Origin of the sequence: Chitinophaga sp. XS-30 (assembly GCF_008086345.1) — a bacterium.
GTDB lineage: Bacteria > Bacteroidota > Bacteroidia > Chitinophagales > Chitinophagaceae > Chitinophaga.
Genome location: NZ_CP043006.1, coordinates 4,631,757 through 4,650,997, shown reverse-complemented (window position 1 = coordinate 4,650,997; position 19,241 = coordinate 4,631,757). Strand labels below are relative to the sequence as shown.

The following is a 19,241-nucleotide window of genomic DNA, read 5'->3' as shown; positions in this document are numbered from 1 at the left end:
AATATTTTACAGGCGGTCGCTTGGTTTTTCTGTTTTTGGCATATTTTGCAGTACTGCTGATCCCGCAGTTAACTAAAAAACAACCCGCGACCGCTTATGATGAAGAATTTATTCAGCCTGTCCATTGGAGTGATGATTGCCATTGGCCCCTTCTCCCTTCAGGCGCAGACACAGACAAAGCTTTTAAGAAATCCTGCCGTCAGTGAAAAACATATCGCCTTCATGTACGCGGGTGATATCTGGATCGCTGACCGGGACGGGTCTTCGCCTTTGAGGCTGACCGTCAACCCTGCTTTTGAGCAGGATCCTTACTTTTCGCCGGATGGCAAATGGATCGCCTTCACCGGCAACTATGACGGCAATTCAGATGTGTACATCATTTCTGTTGAGGGAGGCGATCCCCGCCGCATCACCTGGCATCCCGCGCGTGAGCTGGTAAGGGGCTGGGTGGATAATGAGCATATTCTTTTCTCTTCCGCAGCGGAATCCACCACGGGCAGAACAACACAACTTTACAGCGTAAGCGTAAAAGGCGGCCTGCCAGCAGTACATGCCAGAATACCCGAAGCTACGCAGGGTGCTGTTTCCCCGGACGGGAAATTCACCGCATACATCAAGAATCCGGACCCGACGGAGGGCACGACCATATACCGTCCCTTCAAAAGATACCGTGGCGGCTATATGCCCAAGATCTGGATATTCAACAATGCTACCTGGCAGATCGAAGAGATCCCGCCGGCGAATGCTAACAATGTGCGCCCGGTATGGGTGGGCAAAAGCGTTTATTTCCTGAGTGACCGTAATCATACCATGAATATCTTCCGGTACGATACTGAAACGAAGCAGGTCAGCCAGATCACGAAGTATAAGGATGATGACGTAAAAACACTCACCAGTGATGGTAAAACGCTGGCCTTCGAGCAGGGGGCTACCATTCATCTGCTGGACCCGGCCAATGGTGCGGTAACAGACCTGGCCATCAGCATCCGTGCGGATATTCCATATAAACGCCCGCATTATGAGAAGATCACCAATTTCGAGCGGGTGAACATTTCGCCTACCGGCATGCGCATGCTGGTGCAGGGAAGAGGGGAGATATTTTCCATTCCAAAAGAAAAAGGCGACGTGCGCAATATCTCCAATTCCCCCGGTACGCATGAACGCGATCCGGCCTGGTCGCCCGATGGTAAATGGATATCCTACATATCGGACAAGGATGGCAATTACAAGCTCATCCTCCGTGACCAGAAGGCCATGAAGGAGCCGGTGGAGATAGAACTGGGCAAAACCGTCTATTATTTTTCGCCTGCCTGGTCCCCGGACAGCAAAAAGCTCTTCTACAGCGATGCGCATTTCAACCTCTACTATGTAGATGTGAATACAAAGAAAACCGTACTGGTGGACAGGAACAGCAATGCATCCATACCCTCCGGCAATTCCAATGTATTTGCGCCCTCCTGGTCCCCGGACTCCAAATGGCTCACTTACCTGAAAGCGGCCCCCAACGGTTACGATGCCGTATATCTGTACAGCCTTGAATCCGGCAGATCCGTAGCCATAACCGATGAAATGAGCAATGCCGGTGATCCGTCGTTCAGCGCGGACGGCAAGTATATTTTCTTCCCTTCCAGCACCAACAGCGGCATGGCTATCAGCGGGCTGCATATGCAAACCTATGAGCGGAAAGTATCCTCCAGTCTGTATGCCGTGCTGCTGGCCAAAAGCACGCCCACCATCTTTACCCCGGAAAGCGATGAGGAAACCATAAAAGAAGATCCGGAAAAGAAAAAGGATACCACCAAGGCGAAAGAAACGGCATCGAAAGACGTGAAGATAGACCTCGATGGCATTCAGCAGCGCATCATCGCCCTGCCGTTGCCGGCGGATAATTACAGAGCCGTAGACGGCAGCGTGAAGGACAAGCTTTTTTATATGGTGGATGGAGAAGTGCGTTATTACGACTTCAAAGAGCGTAAAGCAGAAACCTTCACCAAAGCCAACGGATATATTATCAGTGCGGACGGGAAGAAGATACTGCTGGCGTCCCAGGGCGGTTACCAGATCGTAGGCACCGAACGCAAGCCTTCATCCGGCGATGGAAAAGTTGATGTGTCCAATGTCAGCCTGTATGTGGATCCCGTAGCGGAATGGAACCAGATCTTTGACGAGGTGTACAAGATCGAAAGCGACTTCTTCTATGTAAAGAATATGCACGGGGTGGACTGGAATGCCAACAAGAAAAGATATGCGGCCCTGCTGCCGCATGTCAGCAACCGCGCCGACCTCAATTACCTGCTCAATGAAATGATGAGCGAAATGGTGGTAGGGCATAACTATGTAGGCGCAGGCGATATTCCTGCCGGTCCCAATGTTTCGGGCGGACTGCTGGGCGCCGATTTCGAGATCAGTAATGATAAATACCGTATCAAAAAGATCTACAGCGCCCTTTCCTGGAACCCTCAGCTGAAAGCGCCGCTGGCGGTACCCGGAGTAGATGTGAAGGAAGGGGATTATATCCTTGCCGTAAATGGTACGCCGCTTGACGGCAACATGAGTATTTTCAGCCTGCTGCAGAACCAGGTAAACAGGCAGGTGGTGCTGCAGGTGAACAGCTCTCCGACAGAAAATGGCGCCAGGGAGATCATCGTGCAGCCGGTAGATATGCAGAAGGAATACGAATTACGCAAGATCAACTGGATTGAGGATAACCGGAAAAAGGTAGATCAGCTGAGCAACGGGAAGATCGCGTATGTGTTCATGCTGAATACCGGGTTTGAAGGATATACATTCTTCAACCGTTATTTCTTCGCACAGGCCGACAAGCAGGCATTGCTGCTGGATGAGCGTTATAATGGCGGCGGTTCAGTGGCTGATTATGTGATCGATATCCTGAACAGGGAAGTGTTAAGCTATTGGGGTGTGCGGGATGGCCGCAGCTTTACAACACCTGGGAATAGCATCTACGGGCCCAAAGCTATGCTGATCAATGAATATGCCGGCTCCGGCGGGGATATGATGCCCTGGATGTTCAGCCAGAAAAAATTGGGCAAGCTGATCGGTAAACGTACGATGGGCATCCTTGTAGGTATCAGTGGTTATCCGTCACTGATCGATGGGGGGTATGTAACATCGCCAAGCTTCGGCATCTATGATACAAAAGGGAACTGGATCATAGAGAACCAGGGTACGCCTGCTGATATTGATGTGGAACAGACACCGGCTGAAGTGATCGCCGGGCGGGACCCGCAGCTTGAAAAAGGTGTGCAGGTGCTGCTGGAAGAGCTGAAAACAAAAGCATACAAACCAGTGCCGAAACCGGCCGATCCTGTAAGGGTCAAGTAATACCAATTGAAAATAATAAATGAAAAGGGGCGGAGCACTTCCGCTCCTTTTTCATTTGAATGATGTAAATTCGATCGCCCATCCCACCTTATTTACTCCATGTAGACTTTTAGGAAATGTAATTTAAAAAAAAATAGTACGCATTTTGCGAACTTTTTATTAACTTTGTAAAAGTCGATCAGGATGAAGATCCATTTGATTAAGAAGCAGACCATTGAAGAGTTCAAGAGAGTACATCCTTCCGCCAGGGCGCCCTTCAGGGCGTGGTTGTCTATCATACGGCGGGCAGTCTGGCAAAGGCCCGAAGATATCATTGATACATTCGGCTCTGCCGATCTGCTGGGAAATGGCAGTAACAGGGTAGTGTTTGATATCGGCGGGAATAATTACAGGATGATATGCCATTATGTATTCGGAGAAAGGGAAGTTCATTTATTCATCTGCTGGATCGGCACGCATGCCGGGTACACCAGGCTTTGCCTGGATAATAAGCAATATAAAATTAGTGTTTACTGATATGGAACCACTGAAATTCAAGATCATCAAATCCGTACGCCAGTACAACCAGTACTGCAAAATGCTGGAAGAGCTGGTAATGGTCAACAAGAAAAGCGTCCATCACCGCGATGCCATTGAGCTGTTAGAGTGGCTGATCGCCAGGTGGGATGATGAGAACAATACTTTTTCAGACGAAGATCCCATTGGTGTGTTGCGGTACCTCATGAAAGATCATCATCTCAAATCTGTTGATCTTTCAAAGTTGCTGGGCATCAGTACCAGCCTTGTTTCAGATGTTTTGAATTACCGCCGGGGGCTGTCAAAAGAGATCATCAGAAAGCTTTCGGATCATTTCAAGGTATCGCAGGAGTTGTTTAACCGGCCTTATGAACTGAAGGCGCCGACGAAGGCTTAGCAATGCAACCGATCATTTCACCACCATTTGCACGGTACTGTCAGACCGCTGCTCCAGCAGTATTTTCCGCCCATTGGTCAACTCATCCAGCAAACCGTTTTTATAATGACGGACGGTGAGCAGTTCCAGTCCCTCATTATAGGAGATCCTGAACCCTTCATGCAGGACTTTGATCAGCAGCTCTATTTTTTCCGGGTTATTATCGATACAGCAGGAAAAACTGATCGCGCCGTTCTGGGTGAGATTGATCTTGATCTTTTTGGCATGGAAGATATCATAGATCTCACTGATCTTGTCTTCCGTGATAAAGGCAAAATCACGGGAGGTGATGGTAATCAGCACCTGGTTCTTTTTCAGCACGATGATAGGCGGCAGGGAGCGATGGTCCGCATCTTCGCGGATCACGGTGCCGGGGAGGTCTTTATTCAGGAAACATTTAACGTATAGCGGTATTTGTTTGTTCTGCAGCGGTTTGATCGTTTTCGGATGGATAACCTGCGCGCCATAGTAGGCCATTTCTATCACTTCTCCGAAACTGATCTCGGGAATATTGATCGTATTGGGGAAGAGCTTGGGGTCGGCATTTTTTAGGCCTTCCACATCCTTCCAGATGGTCTGGCTCTCAGCATTCAGCAGATTGGCGAATACGGCGGCGGAAAAGTCACTGCCCTCACGGCCGAGGGTGACGCTTTCATTCTGGTCCGTACTGCCGATGAAGCCCTGTGCAATGACGATATTGGCGGTATTGAAGAGGGGAAGCACTTTTTCATTTACCTGCCGCTGCGTTACCTCCCAATCGATATTCGCGTCCCTGAACGTATCATCTGTGCGGAACACATCGCGTACGTCCAGCCATACATTGGTAATGCCGGTCTGGTTAAAGTAAGCACTGACGATAGCGGTGCTGAGCAGTTCCCCCAGTCCCACTATCTGATCATAATAGTAATCATATGGCCGGAGCGGTTTTTCACCCAGGGTCCATTCCGCTTCCGTAAAGAACTGCTGCAGCTGGATGAACAGGTTATGTTCCCTTGTGCCGAGCAGTTGCTCCGCCACCTGGAGGTGGTATTGTTCTATATTGTATAACAGTTGAGCGGCGATCTCCCGTTTACGCAAAAAGTAGTTCTGCGCCACCTTTTCCAGTTCATTGGTGGTTTTTCCCATGGCAGAGATCACTACGAGAAGCTGGTCATCTGAGCAGGACTGGATGATTTTGCCTACTTGTTGAATGCGCTCAATGGTTTCTAAACTTGCGCCGCCAAATTTGAAAACTTTCATAAAGGAAATCCTCTTCTGTTAAAAAATCGTTCGGCAAAGTACGGCAACTTTAGATTTGTTTTAAAATCTATCTCGCAGAAAATGACAATTCCCTTGAAATAGAGGCGATTCCCTTAATTTAGCCCACCCAAACCAACACCAAAACCTGACGTTTATGAAACTGAACCAACGAGTGATGACCCTGGACGAGTTCACTATCCAGGAACTGCGTAATTACCCCGGTGCAACCGGCCAGCTATCAGGCCTTTTGCGGGATATCGGACTGGCCTCAAAGAGAGTGAATGTAGAAGTGAACAAAGCCGGTATTGCGGATATTCTCGGCGAAGCCGGCAAAACCAATGTACAGGGAGAATCTGTTAAAAAACTGGATGAATTTGCCAATGACCAGCTGATCAACTCACTGGGAACCAGCATCTATTGCTGTGGTGTTGCGTCCGAAGAGAATGAAGAATTTATCCCTTTTACTGACGAACATTCCAAAAATTCAAAATATGTTGTGCTGATAGACCCGCTGGACGGCTCGGGCAATATTGATGTGAATGTTTCTATCGGCACCATTTTCTCCGTTTACCGCAGATTGACGCCCAATGGCACGCCCTGCGAGCTGGAGGACTTCCTGCAGCCCGGCAACCGCCAGATCGCTGCCGGTTACATCATCTACGGCTCTTCCACCATGCTGGTGTACGCCACCCGGCGGAGCGTGCAGGGCTTTACGCTGGACCCCAGCATCGGCGAGTTCTGCCTGTCGCACCCCAACCTGAAGGTGCCGGAAGACAGTGATATTTTCTCAGTGAACATGGGCTACTACCATTTGTACGACGAAAAGACCCGGGAAGCCATCCAGTTGTTCATGGCAAAGGATAATAAAGGAAAGGTGTACCGCCACCGTTTCGTGGGCTGCATGGTCTCCGAGATCCACCGCACCCTCATACAGGGCGGCATTTTCATGTACCCGGCGTTCGGAAAATACAGCCAGGGCCGCCTGCGGTTATGCTATGAATGCAACCCGATGTCCTTCCTCATGGAAAAAGCGGGAGGGCTCGCTATTGCAGACAGCGAAAGGCGATTGCTCGATATCAAACCCACGGAGCTGCATCAGCGCATCCCCGTATTCATCGGCTCAAAGAACATGATCGAAACGGTGCAGGCTGTCATCCGGTAAAATCTGGCGCGATATTGGTTCGCACAATTTTATCCTTTAATAAACCGTTTTTAGAAACATGTTCAGAGAGAAGAAATTTTACCAGATCCTTGTACTATCCGTCGCCGTATTTTTATCCTCCCAGGCGCTGGCCTGCAGCAAACCGGTGAGCGGCGCAGCCACCGGTACGGTGAGATCATCCGGCAATATGGAAGAGGACATTCTTTACTACGTTAACAAGTACCGTAAATCCAAAGGCCTCGCCGCCCTGGTGATGAATGAAGTGCTGAATACGGAAGCGCGCGGACACAGCAGGTCCATGGCCAATGGCCGCAGCGCATTCGGCCATGATGGTTTTGAAAGCCGTATCGACGATATCTCCAAAAAGCTGGGCCGTGTAAGCGCTGCCGCGGAGAATGTGGCCTACGGCAACCTGAACGCCGAAGCTGTGGTGAACGGATGGATCAAAAGCCCCGGCCACCGCAAGAACATGCTGGGCAACTTTAACATGATCGGCATCGGTACGGCAAAGGGGAAAGGGAATATTACCTATTTCACCCAGATCTTCATCAACAAACCGGCGGCATCCAAATAGCTGATCCGGTCACAAAATTTACATTTATCGAAAAAGGGGTATCCATGTGCGGGTACCCCTTTTTTGCAAAATGGGCCATCTGCAAACAGGGACAAGGTTTTCCGGGTGATTGCGCAACGAGCATTTATTGAACGGTTGAGCCAGCGCATAGCGTGTACATTTTCCCTTCTTCCCCAAAATTTTTTTGCCGTAAATTGGCGACATGGAAAAACGGAAGATCATAGAGGTGAAAGACCTGGTGAAACAGTACGGCGATTTCACGGCGGTGAAAGGGATCAGCTTCGATGTGTATGAAAATGAGGTATTTGGCCTGCTCGGTCCCAATGGCGCCGGGAAATCCACTACCCTGGAGATCATTGAAACCCTGCGGCAGAAGACCTCCGGGACGGTGATCGTGGATGGCATCAACCTGGATGAAGACCCCGGAGCCATTAAAAAGATCATCGGGGTACAGCTGCAATCCTCCGGATATTACCCCGGGCTGAACCTGCTGGAACTGGTGGAACTGTTCGGGGGACTGTACAACCAGCCGGTGAATGCCCGCGAGCTGCTGAAGGAATTCAACCTGGAAGACAAGGCCACGGCGAAGTTCAAAGCTTTGTCCGGCGGCCAGAAGCAACGTTTTTCCATTGCTACCACCCTGATCAACAAACCCAGGATCATTTTCCTGGATGAGCCGACAACGGGACTGGACCCCCAGGCGCGCCGCAACCTCTGGACGCTGATCCAGCAGGTAAAAGAACAAGGGACCACCGTTGTGATCACCACCCATTATATGGATGAAGCGGAGTTTTTGTGCGACCGCTGTGCGATCGTGGACAGCGGCCGCGTTATTGCACTGGATTCTCCCGATGCGCTGATCGACCAGCTCGTAGCCGGCGGTTTCGAACGCAAAAAGGAAGTGAAGCCGGCCAACCTCGAGGATGTGTTCATTCAGCTGACGGGGAAGGACCTGCGGGAAGAATAGCAAACACTCAATATTTACGGATATGGAAGATCTTCGTTATCCCATCGGCCGGTTTGAAGCGCCTGCAATTATCAACGCTGAAATGCGCAAACGTTTTATCAACGACATCCGGTATCTGCCCTCGCTGATAGAACTGGCTGTACAGGACCTTGACGCCCATCAACTGGAAACACCCTACAGGCCAGGCGGCTGGACGGTCGCCCAGGTCGTTCATCATCTGGCGGACTCCCATATGAACGGTTTCATCCGCCTCAAACTGGCCCTCACGGAAGATAATCCAACCATCAAACCATACCGGGAAGCCTCCTGGGCGGAGTTGCCTGATGTGCAACATACCCCCGTGAACATATCCGTCACCCTCCTGCATGCGCTGCACACCCGCTGGGTAGCGGTGTATGAGCATATGGAGGCGCGGGACTGGGACCTCACCTTTTTTCATCCCGAAAATCAGGCCTCATACACCTTGTCAAAACACCTGGCCAATTACGCCTGGCATGGCCTGCATCACCATGCGCACATCGAGCGGCTGAAAGAACGGGAAGGATGGAAGTAAACAATCAATCATCATACATGGACTGGAAACTACTGGAATCGGAATACCTCTACAGGGTAGAGCCATGGCTCACCCTGCGCCGCGACAAATGTGAGACCCCCAATGGCACGATCGTTGACCCGTATTTTGTGCTGGAGTACCCTGACTGGGTGAATGCGCTGGCTATCACCGCTGACGGAAAGGCCATACTGGTGAAACAATACCGGCACGCCCTCGGGAAAACGCTCCTGGAAATACCCGGCGGCGTTATGGATAAAACAGATGCCGATCCTGAAGTTGCCGTGAAAAGGGAACTGCTGGAGGAAACCGGTTACGCTTTCCCGGAGGTCTACCATCTCGGCGCTGTATCACATAACCCCTCTACCAGTACGAACCTTACCCATATGTTCCTGGCCGTTGGCGGAAAGAAGGTGCAGGAACAGGAGCTGGATGAGAATGAGGAAATAGAACTGGTGCTGACCGATGTGGAAGAAGTGGAAAAATTATTGCGGGATAACCGCTTCATGCAGAGCCTGCACGTCAGCTGCATATTTTTTGCCCTGCAAAAATACCGCTCACTTCAATCCCTTTCCTGACGGGGCATATCGCCTACAATAAAGAAACTGCCGCATACGAGGATCAGGTCGTCCGCTTCCGCTTTTGCGCTGGCTGCGGCATAGGCTTCCGGAACATTGGGGTAGGCGCTGCCCTTCAAGCCCGCCTGGCCGCCAAGCTCAAGGAGCTGCAGCTCGTCCATCGCACGGGGGATCTGGGCTTTCGTGAAATAATAAACGGCATCAGTGGGCAGCAGCGCCAGGGATGCCGGTACATCTTTGTCCTTTACAAAACCGGTCACCACATGCAGCTTTTTGTACGGCATTCTTGAGAGCTGTTCCAGGAGCATGCGTATGCCGGCCTCATTGTGCGCCACATCCAGTACAACATACGGTTGCCGGCCGATCACTTCCCAGCGCCCGCCCATACCGGTAAGGCGCTTGACCTGGCGAAGCGCTGCGGTCAGTTGTGCTTCACTGATCCGCCAGCCCTGCAATCGCAGCAGCTGCACCGCCTGCAGTACGCCGGGCAGATTCTTCTGCTGATAGTGGCCCGGCAGGTCCAGCGTATAGGAACGGGTTTCGCCGGTCTGCGTTTCCTGTACCGTCAATTGCAGGGTTTCCATATCCGGCACGTTGGCTGTGATCCTGAAATGCTGATCGGCAAAATAGATGGCAGCCTGTTGCTGTGCAGCCGTTTCCCGGAATACCAGTGTTGTTTCCGCCTGCGTTTCACTGATGATCACCGGTATGCCCGGTTTGATGATCCCGGCTTTTTCCGCGGCGATCAGCGACAGGGTATTCCCCAGGAACTGCATGTGATCGAAGCTGATATTGGTGATGATGGAGAGCAGGGGAGTGATGATATTGGTACTGTCCAGCCGCCCGCCCATGCCGGTCTCGATAATGGCGATATCCACTTTCTCCGCCGCGAAATGCTCAAAGGCCATGGCCACCGTAACCTCAAAGAAGGAGGGATCAATACGGGGGATCTCCGGCTGTATCCGTTGTACGAAATCCGTAACGGTGTTTTCCGGGATCATCCTGCCATTTACCCGGATGCGTTCCCGGAAATCATACAGGTGAGGGGAGGTGTACAGCCCGGTTTTATAGCCGGCCTGCTGCAGTATGGCGCTCAGCATATGGCTCGTAGAGCCTTTTCCGTTAGTTCCGGCGATATGGATGGTATGGAATTGTGTTTCCGGGTTGCCCAGCGTGCTGCAAAGGCTGCGGATATTGTTCAGGCCCGTCTTGAGAGCGGCCCCGCCTACTTTGCTGAACATGGGCAGGCGGCTGTAGAGATATTCGATGGTTTGTTGGTAGTTCATGTTGCCTTGCGCTTACATAGGAGGGCAACCGAGATTATTCTTCCGTTTGCGGAAGATGCCGTCGCCGCCCTTATCCCAGCTCCATTTGGAGAAGCGGATGGGAATTACGCGCAAAGCTACGAAAGCGTCCGCATGATCCACGCGGCTTCTTGCAAGGTTGCTGAAAAGTGTGGCGGAGCCAAGCACCAGCGGTCCCAGCCGCAAGCCCAGGCCTGCGTCCGCCTGGCCGAAGCGGTTCACGGAAATGGGCACGTATGCCCCGATGTGACGGGTTTCGTACCGCGGGGTGATCAGGAGCTGCGTCAGCGCATGCGTTTTGTTATCATTCGTGGTGCCGCTTAACAGGCCGATGGTGGCGCTGGCGCTGATAAAAAAGCGGTCGTTGAAATTATAATCACCCATCAGGTTAACGGAGGTGGGCAGGTTCATGAAGAACCGGTCATCGGTTTCTTCCCGGGTAAAATATCCGCTCACCCGTTGGGCGTATTGATCGATGGTTTCCCCGCGCTGCCGGTTGAGCAGGCGGCGGTCGAGATGCTCGGCCACCAGGTTCAGGTCCGCACTTGTCGCCGCTTTTTGGTAGCTGATGCCGCCGATGTCCACGATAGAAATGCCGAAACGCGCCTTCCAGGTATCTGCATCGGGGTTCCAGGTGCCGTCTTCATACCGGGAACCGAAGCCATCGGAGTCGGGGCGCCATTCATAGATAATCCCTATATCCGCACCGATGCCGGGATTCTGGAAGGGGCTGTAGAGCGACATCCAGTCGTTGTCCTCCACGGTAGACAGTTCCTCATTCCAGGCATAGGCAGCCTTGCCGCTGTTGATGTCTACACTGCCATCATCGTTATATACAAAAGCGCCGTCCCGCCCCACCGCATACCCCGCGGCCTGGCCGGCAAGGTATTTCAGGGTGATGCCGGCTTTCCAGCGATGATCGCCATAATCTTTAATGACCCTGGCATAGCTGAGGCCGAACTCATTCCAGGAATGGCCGAAGGCGGCCGTATATTTTTCAGCGATGGTACGGTCGAAATAACGGGGATCGGGATAGTTGACAGCAAAAAAGTTGGCGGTAGAAGTTTCCATGCCGCCGCCGTTAGCGGCGCCACGCAGCCGCCAGGTGAATGCGACGGATTGCCGCTCGTCGATGGCATAAAGCCCGGAGGGCAGCATCAGGTCGGCGCTTCCCCATCCATATTGTCTGCGGGTAGCGCTGGTATCCGGAAAATAGTCTGCGAATTTGCGGAGGGTATCGCTGGAGAGCAGCGCGGCTTTGTCAACTTTATAATAGGTATTGCCGGCCCGGACGTCAGCGCCGACGATATTCACATCCCAACGGTAACGGCTACCCGCTGCACTCGCGGGATTGAAGGGCACGGCGTGAATGCCTGCATACTGGCTGGTGTGATATCCCGGAAAGATCTGCGCCTGTGCAGCAGCAACGGCCAGTGATCCCGCTATCAACAGAAAGCACTTCTTTGAGCGTTGGAACATAGAATCGGCTACGGTTAGTAATATAAACGGGAAAAACCGCGTATTATTCTTCTTTTACTGCGGTTTGAAATAGAAGCGGATGGTGCCGAACTGTTCTTCCGGGGCCTCAGTGCTGGCATTGTACCTGATCTTCAATGCCGCTTCCCTCGCAATGCGTATAGCCTGTGGATTGTTAATGGTAGAATTTTTCAGTGTATAGGTGGCGCTTATTACTTTACCTTCCCTGTTTACTTTAATGTTGATGGCCACATACCCGGTCTCATTGCCGTCCCAGGAAGCGTCCGGCCGGTTGACCAGGTTACGCCCTCTCAGCCGGAAATCCGATGCGCCCCTGCCGCTGCCCGGTGTGCCGGTGTAGCCGCTGGCATTAGGGTCTCCGTCCAGTACGCCGCGGTCTCCCGGCTTTCCTGTATTCCCTTCTCCGGTGGAATTATTGGAACCGTTGGCGTTATTACCGCTGTTGGCGCTGGTAGAGGAACCGCCGGTGAATACGGCTTTCGGTTTCTGCGGCGCCGGTGGTGTGGGAGGAGTTTCCGCTTTGGGTTTGGCTGTTGTTTTTGCTGTTTTGGTCTCGATGGTTTTGGCGATCTCTTTAGGTTTGGCAACAGGCTTGACTGGTTGTGCCACTTCCGGCGCATCTTCTTCGTTCTGGGTGGCCAGTTCCCGGGTGTTTCCGGCTTCCTGCGCCTGGGAAGGCGTTGGGGGAGCCGGTGCGGGTATCGGCCGGCTGGCGGCTGGCGGATTGGGATTCAACGGTTGTTCATCACCCATACCGTCATCTGAAGTGCCAAGATTGACTTCCATGCCAAGATCCTGATCGGGCAACGGTGGCGGCGCAGAAAAGCTGATCATCAGCAATGCTACCAACACCAACGCATGCACGGCAACTGTAATGCCGAGCGCCTTAAGATTCTTTTCTTTTTTTTGATCTGCCATCTTGTAACCAAAGATAATGTTTTTTTGTCAGGTCTCTAGTGGTGGCCTGAATGATAACATTTCTTTTAGAAATGGGCGAAATCCAGCTCGTAATTGCCGTTGATGCGTTCCATCGGAGGGTTGAAATAACCATATTTCAGGTCGGGGAATTCTTCCCGGATCAATTCCATCATCTGTTTCATGCCCAGGCATTCACCGGTTTCCGTTACGCCAATTTTACCGAGGTACCAGTCGGGATCAATATTGAAGTTCCGCCACTGGATCATGTTCAGGCCGGTTTCGCGGATGAAAGTGCGCAGGGCTTCGTATTCTTCCACACTGTCCGTCATGCCGGGAAATACAAAATAATTGATGGATGCCCATCCGCCGTGTTCGCGGACGATCTTTATGCTTTCTGCCAGATCGCTGAACTGGTAGTTGTTGGGCCGGTAGTAGGGGGTGTAGATCTTCTCCCGTACGGAGTTGAGACTTACCCGGATGCTGTTCAGCCCTGCCCGGCAAAGCTCGCGTACGGCATTGGGTTTGCTGCCGTTGGTGTTGATATTGATGCTTCCCTTGGCGGTGTGTTTGCGGATCTCGATGATGGATTCGCGGATGGTCTCCCACATCAGCAACGGCTCGCCTTCGCAGCCCTGGCCATAACTCACGATGGGATAAGGTGCGGTTTCCAGGTGAGGAACGGTGAACTCCACGATCTCTGCGGCCGTTGGCTTGAAGGTCAGCCTGTCCTGATTGGAAACGATGTGCTCGTCTTCCGGCTGGAAGGAGATGCAGCCGATGCAGTTGGCATTGCATGCGGGTGATGAAGGGATCGGGCATTCCCAGCGGCCCATGAAATAATTCCGGGCAGCGGGGCAGTGATAGGTCAGCGCACAATTCTCCGCCAGGTGTTTGACGAGGCGGTTGTGCGGGTAGGCGGACAGCATTTCCTTTACGCCGCCTTTCACTTTTTTATCATCGAATCCGGCGCATTCCTGGCGGATATCCTGTTCGATGCGTTGGGCGGGAACATAGAATTTGTCGTCGAACCATCCCGCGGCGGTGTAGCAGAACAGCGGAAGGGTGGGGGCGTCTGGCGCGGTTTCGTATGCGGCGATATAAAAGCCGGTGTGCGCAGGCGGAATGAAGGCAGCCACGGCCCAGCCTTTTTCGCAAAGGCGCATTTCCCCGGTTTCCACATCTATCCCTATCCCGCGCCGGCCGGGCAGCTCATACAGCTGGCCACCATCCGGCAGTGCTATCCATTCATCATCCGGTATGGGCAATGCGTCCCAGCCGCTGCGGCCGGTAACATAGAGGGAGGTATCCTCGAAAATATTCCCTTTACCGTCTGAATACATCAAATATGGAGAAACGTTCATCTAGTTGGTGCGTTGTTGAAAAAAAGTGTTCATGTCCGCCGCCTGCAAAGGGGATATTTCATCCAGTACTTCGAGCTGCAGGAGCCTGTTATTTCTGAAGTCCAGCGTAAACAGGTCGTTCCGCAAAACTACGTTATTCATTTCATTCCATCTGATATGACGGGTGGAGAAGAGTGTGGGCAGGGTGATGCCGTGCTCGTCTATCCGCACAAAAGCGGGTTGCAGAATGCGGTATTCGGCGTAGCCGATATAAGCCATGCCGAGGCCGGCAAGTAACAGGGTGCCGCCGACCACAGGCTGCATATGGGATAAAAAATAAAGGCTGCCGCTCAGGAGGGTGAAGGCCTGCAGCGTGCGCAGCAGAGAATTGGCTTCCCCGAACTTGCGGATGCGGCGCATCATAAAGGGAAAGGTGATGCTGGCCAGGCTCATGATCATGAACAGCGCTACGATCAGCCAGTTTGGTTCCTTCATTTTGTATGCGCCGATCACATTGAACAGGAAGAGCAGCCCCGCCATACCGTGCATTACGGGTTGCAGGCGCAGCCTTGTCATAGCGTTCGGATGTAATATGCGGAATCTGTACATATGCTTATTTCACCATCAGGTTACACAATTTGAAAAGCATGCGGGCGCCCACATTGGCATCCCATTCATCGTGGCCTGCGCTCACTTCATTCAGGTCGAAGCCGATAAGCCTGCGGCCGCTCTCCACCACCTTGCGGAAGAGATAGAAGACCTGCGGCCCTTCCAGCCCGCCGGCAACCGGGGTGCCGGTATGCGGACAAAGCTTCGGGTCCAGCCCGTCGATATCAAAGCTGATGTAGACCTGTTCCGGCAGTTTTTCCACGATGCTGTCGCAGATGCTTTTCCAGGTTTCGCCTTCAAACATTTTTTCCTTGATGTGCTGATCGAAGAAGGTTTCCACGCGGCCATTGCTGTTGCGGATATATTCCAGTTCGGCTTCGCAGTAATCGCGTATGCCCACCTGTACAAGCTTTTTAAGCTGCGGTACTTCATGGAGGGCATTATACATGATGGAAGCGTGGGAATATCTGAACCCTTCGTAGCTTTCCCGGAGGTCGCAATGCGCATCTATCTGCAATATGCCGTAATCGCCGCGGTGCTCGCCAATGGCCTTGAAATATCCGAGAGGTGTGCTGTGATCTCCACCTACGAGGCCCACCAGTTTACCCTGCTGCAGCAACTCGCTGGTCTGGTTATACACCCAGTCGTTCATTTTCTCCGTGCCTTTGTTCACATCATCGAGGGAGCGGCGGAGAAATTCATTATCGTTCACATCGCCGCCTTCGCTGAGGAATTTCAGGTAAAGCTCGGCTTCCTTGCGGAGGTAGTCGCTGCGCAACAGCAGTTGCCGGTCGCTTTCGCGCATGTAAAAGCCCTGTTTCCAGCCATCTTCCACATCCGCATCGTAAAGGTCTACCTGCCGGGAGGCTTTGAAAATATGTTCCGGGCCGCGGGCTGTACCATTATTATACGACACCGTCACTTCCCATGGCACCGGCAGCAGTACCAGCCGGGCCTCTTCCTCACTGAAGGGAAGTCCGAAAATGTTATTCGAGAGCAGCCCCGGCGAGTTGGGATCAAAATTCGATAGATCAGCCATGATAAATCATTACTTTGCTTATTTCGCCGCAAAGGTAATGGTAAAAATCGGTTCCGGAAGGGGGGAAACCTGACGAATATCAGTACCCTCCATTCATTTTTTGGCTACATTTGTACATTAATATTCTGGTAAGGATGAAGAAAACAAGTATAATTCTACTGGTGGTGATCGCAGCATGTGTGGCCGGCATGGTAATGCTGGTGGGTGATTTCAGTACCTACGAGACCTTCGCTACGGCCAGGCAGAAAGAAGGGAAGGAGATCAAGGTGATCGGTGCGCTGGACAAGAGCAAGGAAGTGATCTACGATCCCGTGACCGATGCCAATTACTTCAGTTTTTACATGAAAGACAAAAGCGGTGAGGTGACCAAAGTGATCTTCAACGGCACCCGTCCCACAGATTTCGAAAAATCCACGGAACTGGTACTGACGGGGAAAATGAAGGGCTCCGAGTTTCACTGCAGCCAGATACTGATGAAATGCCCCTCCAAATACAAGGATCAGCAGACGGCCAACAGCGTCGCGGAAAATATTTAATGGTTCACCTTGTTTAAACAATAACTGTATATCGTTCGTATGTAAGCCCGCTGATGGCGGGCTTACATTTATTATTTGAACAGCGGCAAACCGGATTTTCATAAACTTTCTTACGGCTTTAACTTGGAACAGATCAATTACATAGGGGAGCATTTATTACCCGGACAACTTGGACATTTTTTCAGCATTCTGGCATTTGTAGCTTCCCTGGTAGCCACAGTATCTTATTACTGCAGCGTGAAGGCAACGGCGGAGCCGGGCAAGGAATCCTGGCGCAGGATGGGCCGTTGGGCCTTTTATGTGCAGTCGGCCTCCATTTTCGCCGTATTTGGTATCCTGTATTATATTATTGCCAATCACCTGTTTGAGTATAAATATGCTTGGCAGCACTCCTCCCGGGACCTGGAGGTCAAATACCTGTTCAGCTGTTTCTGGGAAGGGCAGGAAGGCAGTTTTCTGCTGTGGAGCGTCTGGCAGAGTGTGCTGGGCCTTGTGCTGGTGCATACCTCCAAAAAATGGGAAGCCCCGGTAATGGCCGTGATCGCCTTTTCACAGGTAATGATGGGCTCTATGCTGCTGGGGATTTATATCGACCTGCCCGGTTTCGAGCACCGCATTGGCAGCAACCCTTTCCTGCTCATGCGGCAGGATTCCCCGGAATCTCCGGTGTTCCAGAACCCCAACTACCTGCAATTCAAACAATTCGTAGATGGTAACGGCCTCAATGAGCTGCTGAAGAACTACTGGATGGTCATCCACCCGCCCGTGCTGTTCCTCGGTTTCGCCTCCGTGCTGGTGCCTTTTGCATACGCCATGGCCGGATTATGGACCCGTCAGTACGGCGAATGGACCAAGCCCGCCATGCCATGGGCATTGTTTGCCGCCATGATGCTGGGCACCGGTATCATGATGGGTGCTGCCTGGGCTTACGAATCCCTTACCTTCGGCGGTTACTGGGCCTGGGACCCGGTAGAGAACGCCTCTCTCGTACCCTGGCTCACGCTGGTAGCCGGTGTGCATACCATGCTGGCGTTCCGCCACTCCGGCCATGCCCTCCGTTCCACCTTCTTTTTCTTCATTATTTCCTATACCCTCATCCTGTATTCCTCCTTCCTGACAAAGAGCGGTGTGCTGGGGCAAACGTCCGTGCATTCCTTTACGGATATGGGCATGAGCGGACAATTGCTGATCTCCATGGCCGTATTCGCCATCCCCGCCTTCTGGGTGCTGATACGCCGGAACCGGGAAATTCCGAAGATCAACAAGGAAGAAAGCACGTATTCCCGCGAGTTCTGGCTGTTCGTCGGTTCCCTCATCCTGCTGGTGTCCGCCGTACAGATCACCTTCAGTACCTCCATCCCTGTGTGGAACCAGCTGCTCGGCCTGTTCGGCCTGAAAAAGCTCTTCAACCTGGATGATTTTGCCACCCCCGGGGATGTCACCTTCCACTATAACCAGGTGCAGATATGGATCGCGTCCATCATCGGGTTGCTGACAGCCGTTGTACAATACCTGAAATACAAGGATACGCCCAAAGGCACCGTGCTGAACAAACTGGCATGGCCCACGCTGATCGCCCTGGGCATTACCGTGCTGATCGGGTGGATCGGCAGGATCAATTACCTGGAATATGGCGCGGGCTTCCTGGTAGCCATTTACCTGATGCTGTTCGCCAGCGTGTACGCGGTAGTGGCCAACCTCGGCTATATCTTCACCGGCCTGAAAGGGAAGCTGAAAGCAGCCGGCGGTTCCGTTGCTCACATCGGCTTCGGGCTGGTGCTGCTCGGTATCCTTATCTCCTCCTCCAAAAAACAGGTGCTGTCCATCGACAATATGGGGGTGCTGACCGGTTATTTCACGAAGGAAAGCGGTCAGAATGCCCGCGAGAACCTCATGCTGCCCAAAGGGCTGCCCGTGCAGATGGGACCGTATTTTGTGACCTACAAAGGCGATTCCATAGACGTGGTGGATAAGGAAAAGACCTTCTTTATCATGGAATACGAGAAGAAAGACAGGCTGGAAGACGAGGCCACCGAACGGTTTACCCTCTACCCGGATGCTTACCTGAACATCAGGGGGCAGGAAGGGATCACACCCAACCCGGATTCCAAGCACTACCTGACAAAAGACATCTTTACTTATATAACGGCCGTGCCGCGGAAAGATGTGGTGACGGACAGCCTGCCATACACACCGCATACCGTAAAACAGGGCGATACCATCTTCTTCTCCAAGGGCTTTATGGTGCTTACCGCACTGAAAACGCAGCCGGTGAGCAAAAACTACCGTCCGGAACCGGGGGATATTGCGGTAGGGGCGGACCTGTATGTGCATACCCGTGAAAACGGCGACTTCAACCTGCAGCCGGTATATTTTATCCGGGACAGCAGCTTCCAGAGCAATGTGCCGGATACCCTGGCGCCGCTCTCCCTGGCCGTGCGGTTCACCAAAATACTGCCGAGCGAGAATAAAGTAGAACTGGAGATCAAGGAAAGCCGTGAACCGATGGACTATGTGGTGCTGAAAGCATTGGTATTCCCGTATATCAATGTGCTGTGGATCGGTATCCTGATCATGACCATAGGCTTTGCCATGAGCATCGTCAAGCGTATCAGGCGTTAACTGCATCGTTCA

Annotated in this window: 17 protein-coding genes; 10 read left to right on the top strand and 7 right to left on the bottom strand. The window is 52.3% G+C overall.

From position 1 onward, the window contains the following. Nucleotides 1–96: 96 nt before the first annotated feature. The 3 genes from FW415_RS18815 (at nucleotide 97) to FW415_RS18805 (ending at nucleotide 4,255) form a co-directional block, all read left to right on the top strand. Nucleotides 97–3,342: a S41 family peptidase gene (locus FW415_RS18815; protein WP_148388137.1), complete on the top strand. Its 3,246-nt coding sequence runs from the start codon at nucleotides 97–99 to the stop codon at nucleotides 3,340–3,342. A 183-nt stretch (nucleotides 3,343–3,525) separates the two neighbouring features. Next, entirely contained in the window at nucleotides 3,526–3,858 is a 333-nt protein-coding gene (locus FW415_RS18810) for a type II toxin-antitoxin system HigB family toxin (protein WP_148388135.1), read from the top strand. 1 nt (nucleotide 3,859) lies between these two features. Further along, the gene (locus tag FW415_RS18805; protein ID WP_168208891.1) at nucleotides 3,860–4,255 is read left to right on the top strand and encodes a type II toxin-antitoxin system HigA family antitoxin; all 396 of its coding nucleotides are present in this window, start codon (nucleotides 3,860–3,862) and stop codon (nucleotides 4,253–4,255) included. A 12-nt stretch (nucleotides 4,256–4,267) separates the two neighbouring features. On the opposite strand, the gene FW415_RS18800 is transcribed toward FW415_RS18805, so the two are convergent. Continuing rightward, on the bottom strand, nucleotides 4,268–5,533 hold the full coding sequence (locus FW415_RS18800; protein WP_148388131.1) for an aspartate kinase: 1,266 nt from the start codon (nucleotides 5,531–5,533) through the stop codon (nucleotides 4,268–4,270). A 154-nt stretch (nucleotides 5,534–5,687) separates the two neighbouring features. Between FW415_RS18800 and fbp the strand changes: the two genes are divergently transcribed. The 5 genes from fbp to FW415_RS18775 all read left to right on the top strand — a co-directional run bounded on the left by fbp (nucleotide 5,688) and on the right by FW415_RS18775 (nucleotide 9,364). Further along, a complete protein-coding gene (gene fbp / locus FW415_RS18795) occupies nucleotides 5,688–6,695 on the top strand; it encodes a class 1 fructose-bisphosphatase (protein ID WP_168208890.1) in 1,008 nt (335 codons plus the stop codon). Nucleotides 6,696–6,753: 58 nt separating this feature from the next. Further along, a complete protein-coding gene (locus FW415_RS18790) occupies nucleotides 6,754–7,269 on the top strand; it encodes a CAP domain-containing protein (RefSeq protein WP_148388129.1) in 516 nt (171 codons plus the stop codon). A gap of 202 nt (nucleotides 7,270–7,471) precedes the next feature. Next, the gene (locus tag FW415_RS18785) at nucleotides 7,472–8,236 is read left to right on the top strand and encodes an ABC transporter ATP-binding protein (protein ID WP_148388126.1); all 765 of its coding nucleotides are present in this window, start codon (nucleotides 7,472–7,474) and stop codon (nucleotides 8,234–8,236) included. Between the two features lie 22 nt (nucleotides 8,237–8,258). Further along, nucleotides 8,259–8,789 (top strand): YfiT family bacillithiol transferase, encoded by a 531-nt coding sequence (locus FW415_RS18780; RefSeq protein ID WP_148388123.1) that lies wholly within the window; start codon nucleotides 8,259–8,261, stop codon nucleotides 8,787–8,789. 17 nt (nucleotides 8,790–8,806) lie between these two features. Then, the gene (locus FW415_RS18775; protein ID WP_148388121.1) at nucleotides 8,807–9,364 is read left to right on the top strand and encodes an NUDIX hydrolase; all 558 of its coding nucleotides are present in this window, start codon (nucleotides 8,807–8,809) and stop codon (nucleotides 9,362–9,364) included. Here the strand turns inward: FW415_RS18775 and FW415_RS18770 are convergent. The 6 genes from FW415_RS18770 to FW415_RS18745 form a co-directional block, all read right to left on the bottom strand. After that, on the bottom strand, nucleotides 9,349–10,650 hold the full coding sequence (locus FW415_RS18770) for a folylpolyglutamate synthase/dihydrofolate synthase family protein (protein ID WP_148388118.1): 1,302 nt from the start codon (nucleotides 10,648–10,650) through the stop codon (nucleotides 9,349–9,351). The genes FW415_RS18775 and FW415_RS18770 overlap by 16 nt on opposite strands. Before the next feature lie 12 nt (nucleotides 10,651–10,662). After that, on the bottom strand, nucleotides 10,663–12,147 hold the full coding sequence (locus FW415_RS18765; RefSeq protein ID WP_148388116.1) for a DUF5723 family protein: 1,485 nt from the start codon (nucleotides 12,145–12,147) through the stop codon (nucleotides 10,663–10,665). Nucleotides 12,148–12,201: 54 nt separating this feature from the next. Next, nucleotides 12,202–13,083, bottom strand: a complete 882-nt coding sequence (locus tag FW415_RS18760; RefSeq protein ID WP_148388114.1) for a hypothetical protein — start codon at nucleotides 13,081–13,083, stop codon at nucleotides 12,202–12,204. 65 nt (nucleotides 13,084–13,148) lie between these two features. Beyond that, on the bottom strand, nucleotides 13,149–14,444 hold the full coding sequence (locus FW415_RS18755; RefSeq protein ID WP_148388112.1) for a radical SAM protein: 1,296 nt from the start codon (nucleotides 14,442–14,444) through the stop codon (nucleotides 13,149–13,151). Beyond that, on the bottom strand, nucleotides 14,445–14,999 hold the full coding sequence (locus FW415_RS18750; protein WP_148388110.1) for a hypothetical protein: 555 nt from the start codon (nucleotides 14,997–14,999) through the stop codon (nucleotides 14,445–14,447). It abuts the gene before it with no gap. A gap of 37 nt (nucleotides 15,000–15,036) precedes the next feature. Next, nucleotides 15,037–16,071: an agmatinase family protein gene (locus FW415_RS18745; RefSeq protein WP_148388108.1), complete on the bottom strand. Its 1,035-nt coding sequence runs from the start codon at nucleotides 16,069–16,071 to the stop codon at nucleotides 15,037–15,039. Between the two features lie 134 nt (nucleotides 16,072–16,205). On the opposite strand from FW415_RS18745, the gene FW415_RS18740 reads away from it, so the two are divergent. Further along, nucleotides 16,206–16,607: a cytochrome c maturation protein CcmE gene (locus tag FW415_RS18740; protein ID WP_148388106.1), complete on the top strand. Its 402-nt coding sequence runs from the start codon at nucleotides 16,206–16,208 to the stop codon at nucleotides 16,605–16,607. 123 nt (nucleotides 16,608–16,730) lie between these two features. Further along, nucleotides 16,731–19,229, top strand: coding sequence for a cytochrome c biogenesis protein CcsA (gene ccsA, locus FW415_RS18735; protein WP_246858804.1), 2,499 nt, complete (start codon nucleotides 16,731–16,733; stop codon nucleotides 19,227–19,229). Nucleotides 19,230–19,241 lie beyond the last annotated feature (12 nt).

Excerpts from the sequence above, each read along its gene's own strand:
- FW415_RS18815 (WP_148388137.1), top strand. The coding sequence starts at position 97 with ATGATGAAGAATTTATTCAGCCTGTCCATTGGAGTGATGATTGCCATT.
- FW415_RS18810 (WP_148388135.1), top strand. The coding sequence starts at position 3,526 with ATGAAGATCCATTTGATTAAGAAGCAGACCATTGAAGAGTTCAAGAGA.
- FW415_RS18805 (WP_168208891.1), top strand. The coding sequence starts at position 3,860 with ATGGAACCACTGAAATTCAAGATCATCAAATCCGTACGCCAGTACAAC.
- FW415_RS18800 (WP_148388131.1), bottom strand. The coding sequence starts at position 5,533 with ATGAAAGTTTTCAAATTTGGCGGCGCAAGTTTAGAAACCATTGAGCGC.
- fbp (WP_168208890.1), top strand. The coding sequence starts at position 5,688 with ATGAAACTGAACCAACGAGTGATGACCCTGGACGAGTTCACTATCCAG.
- FW415_RS18790 (WP_148388129.1), top strand. The coding sequence starts at position 6,754 with ATGTTCAGAGAGAAGAAATTTTACCAGATCCTTGTACTATCCGTCGCC.
- FW415_RS18785 (WP_148388126.1), top strand. The coding sequence starts at position 7,472 with ATGGAAAAACGGAAGATCATAGAGGTGAAAGACCTGGTGAAACAGTAC.
- FW415_RS18780 (WP_148388123.1), top strand. The coding sequence starts at position 8,259 with ATGGAAGATCTTCGTTATCCCATCGGCCGGTTTGAAGCGCCTGCAATT.
- FW415_RS18775 (WP_148388121.1), top strand. The coding sequence starts at position 8,807 with ATGGACTGGAAACTACTGGAATCGGAATACCTCTACAGGGTAGAGCCA.
- FW415_RS18770 (WP_148388118.1), bottom strand. The coding sequence starts at position 10,650 with ATGAACTACCAACAAACCATCGAATATCTCTACAGCCGCCTGCCCATG.
- FW415_RS18765 (WP_148388116.1), bottom strand. The coding sequence starts at position 12,147 with ATGTTCCAACGCTCAAAGAAGTGCTTTCTGTTGATAGCGGGATCACTG.
- FW415_RS18760 (WP_148388114.1), bottom strand. The coding sequence starts at position 13,083 with ATGGCAGATCAAAAAAAAGAAAAGAATCTTAAGGCGCTCGGCATTACA.
- FW415_RS18755 (WP_148388112.1), bottom strand. The coding sequence starts at position 14,444 with ATGAACGTTTCTCCATATTTGATGTATTCAGACGGTAAAGGGAATATT.
- FW415_RS18750 (WP_148388110.1), bottom strand. The coding sequence starts at position 14,999 with ATGACAAGGCTGCGCCTGCAACCCGTAATGCACGGTATGGCGGGGCTG.
- FW415_RS18745 (WP_148388108.1), bottom strand. The coding sequence starts at position 16,071 with ATGGCTGATCTATCGAATTTTGATCCCAACTCGCCGGGGCTGCTCTCG.
- FW415_RS18740 (WP_148388106.1), top strand. The coding sequence starts at position 16,206 with ATGAAGAAAACAAGTATAATTCTACTGGTGGTGATCGCAGCATGTGTG.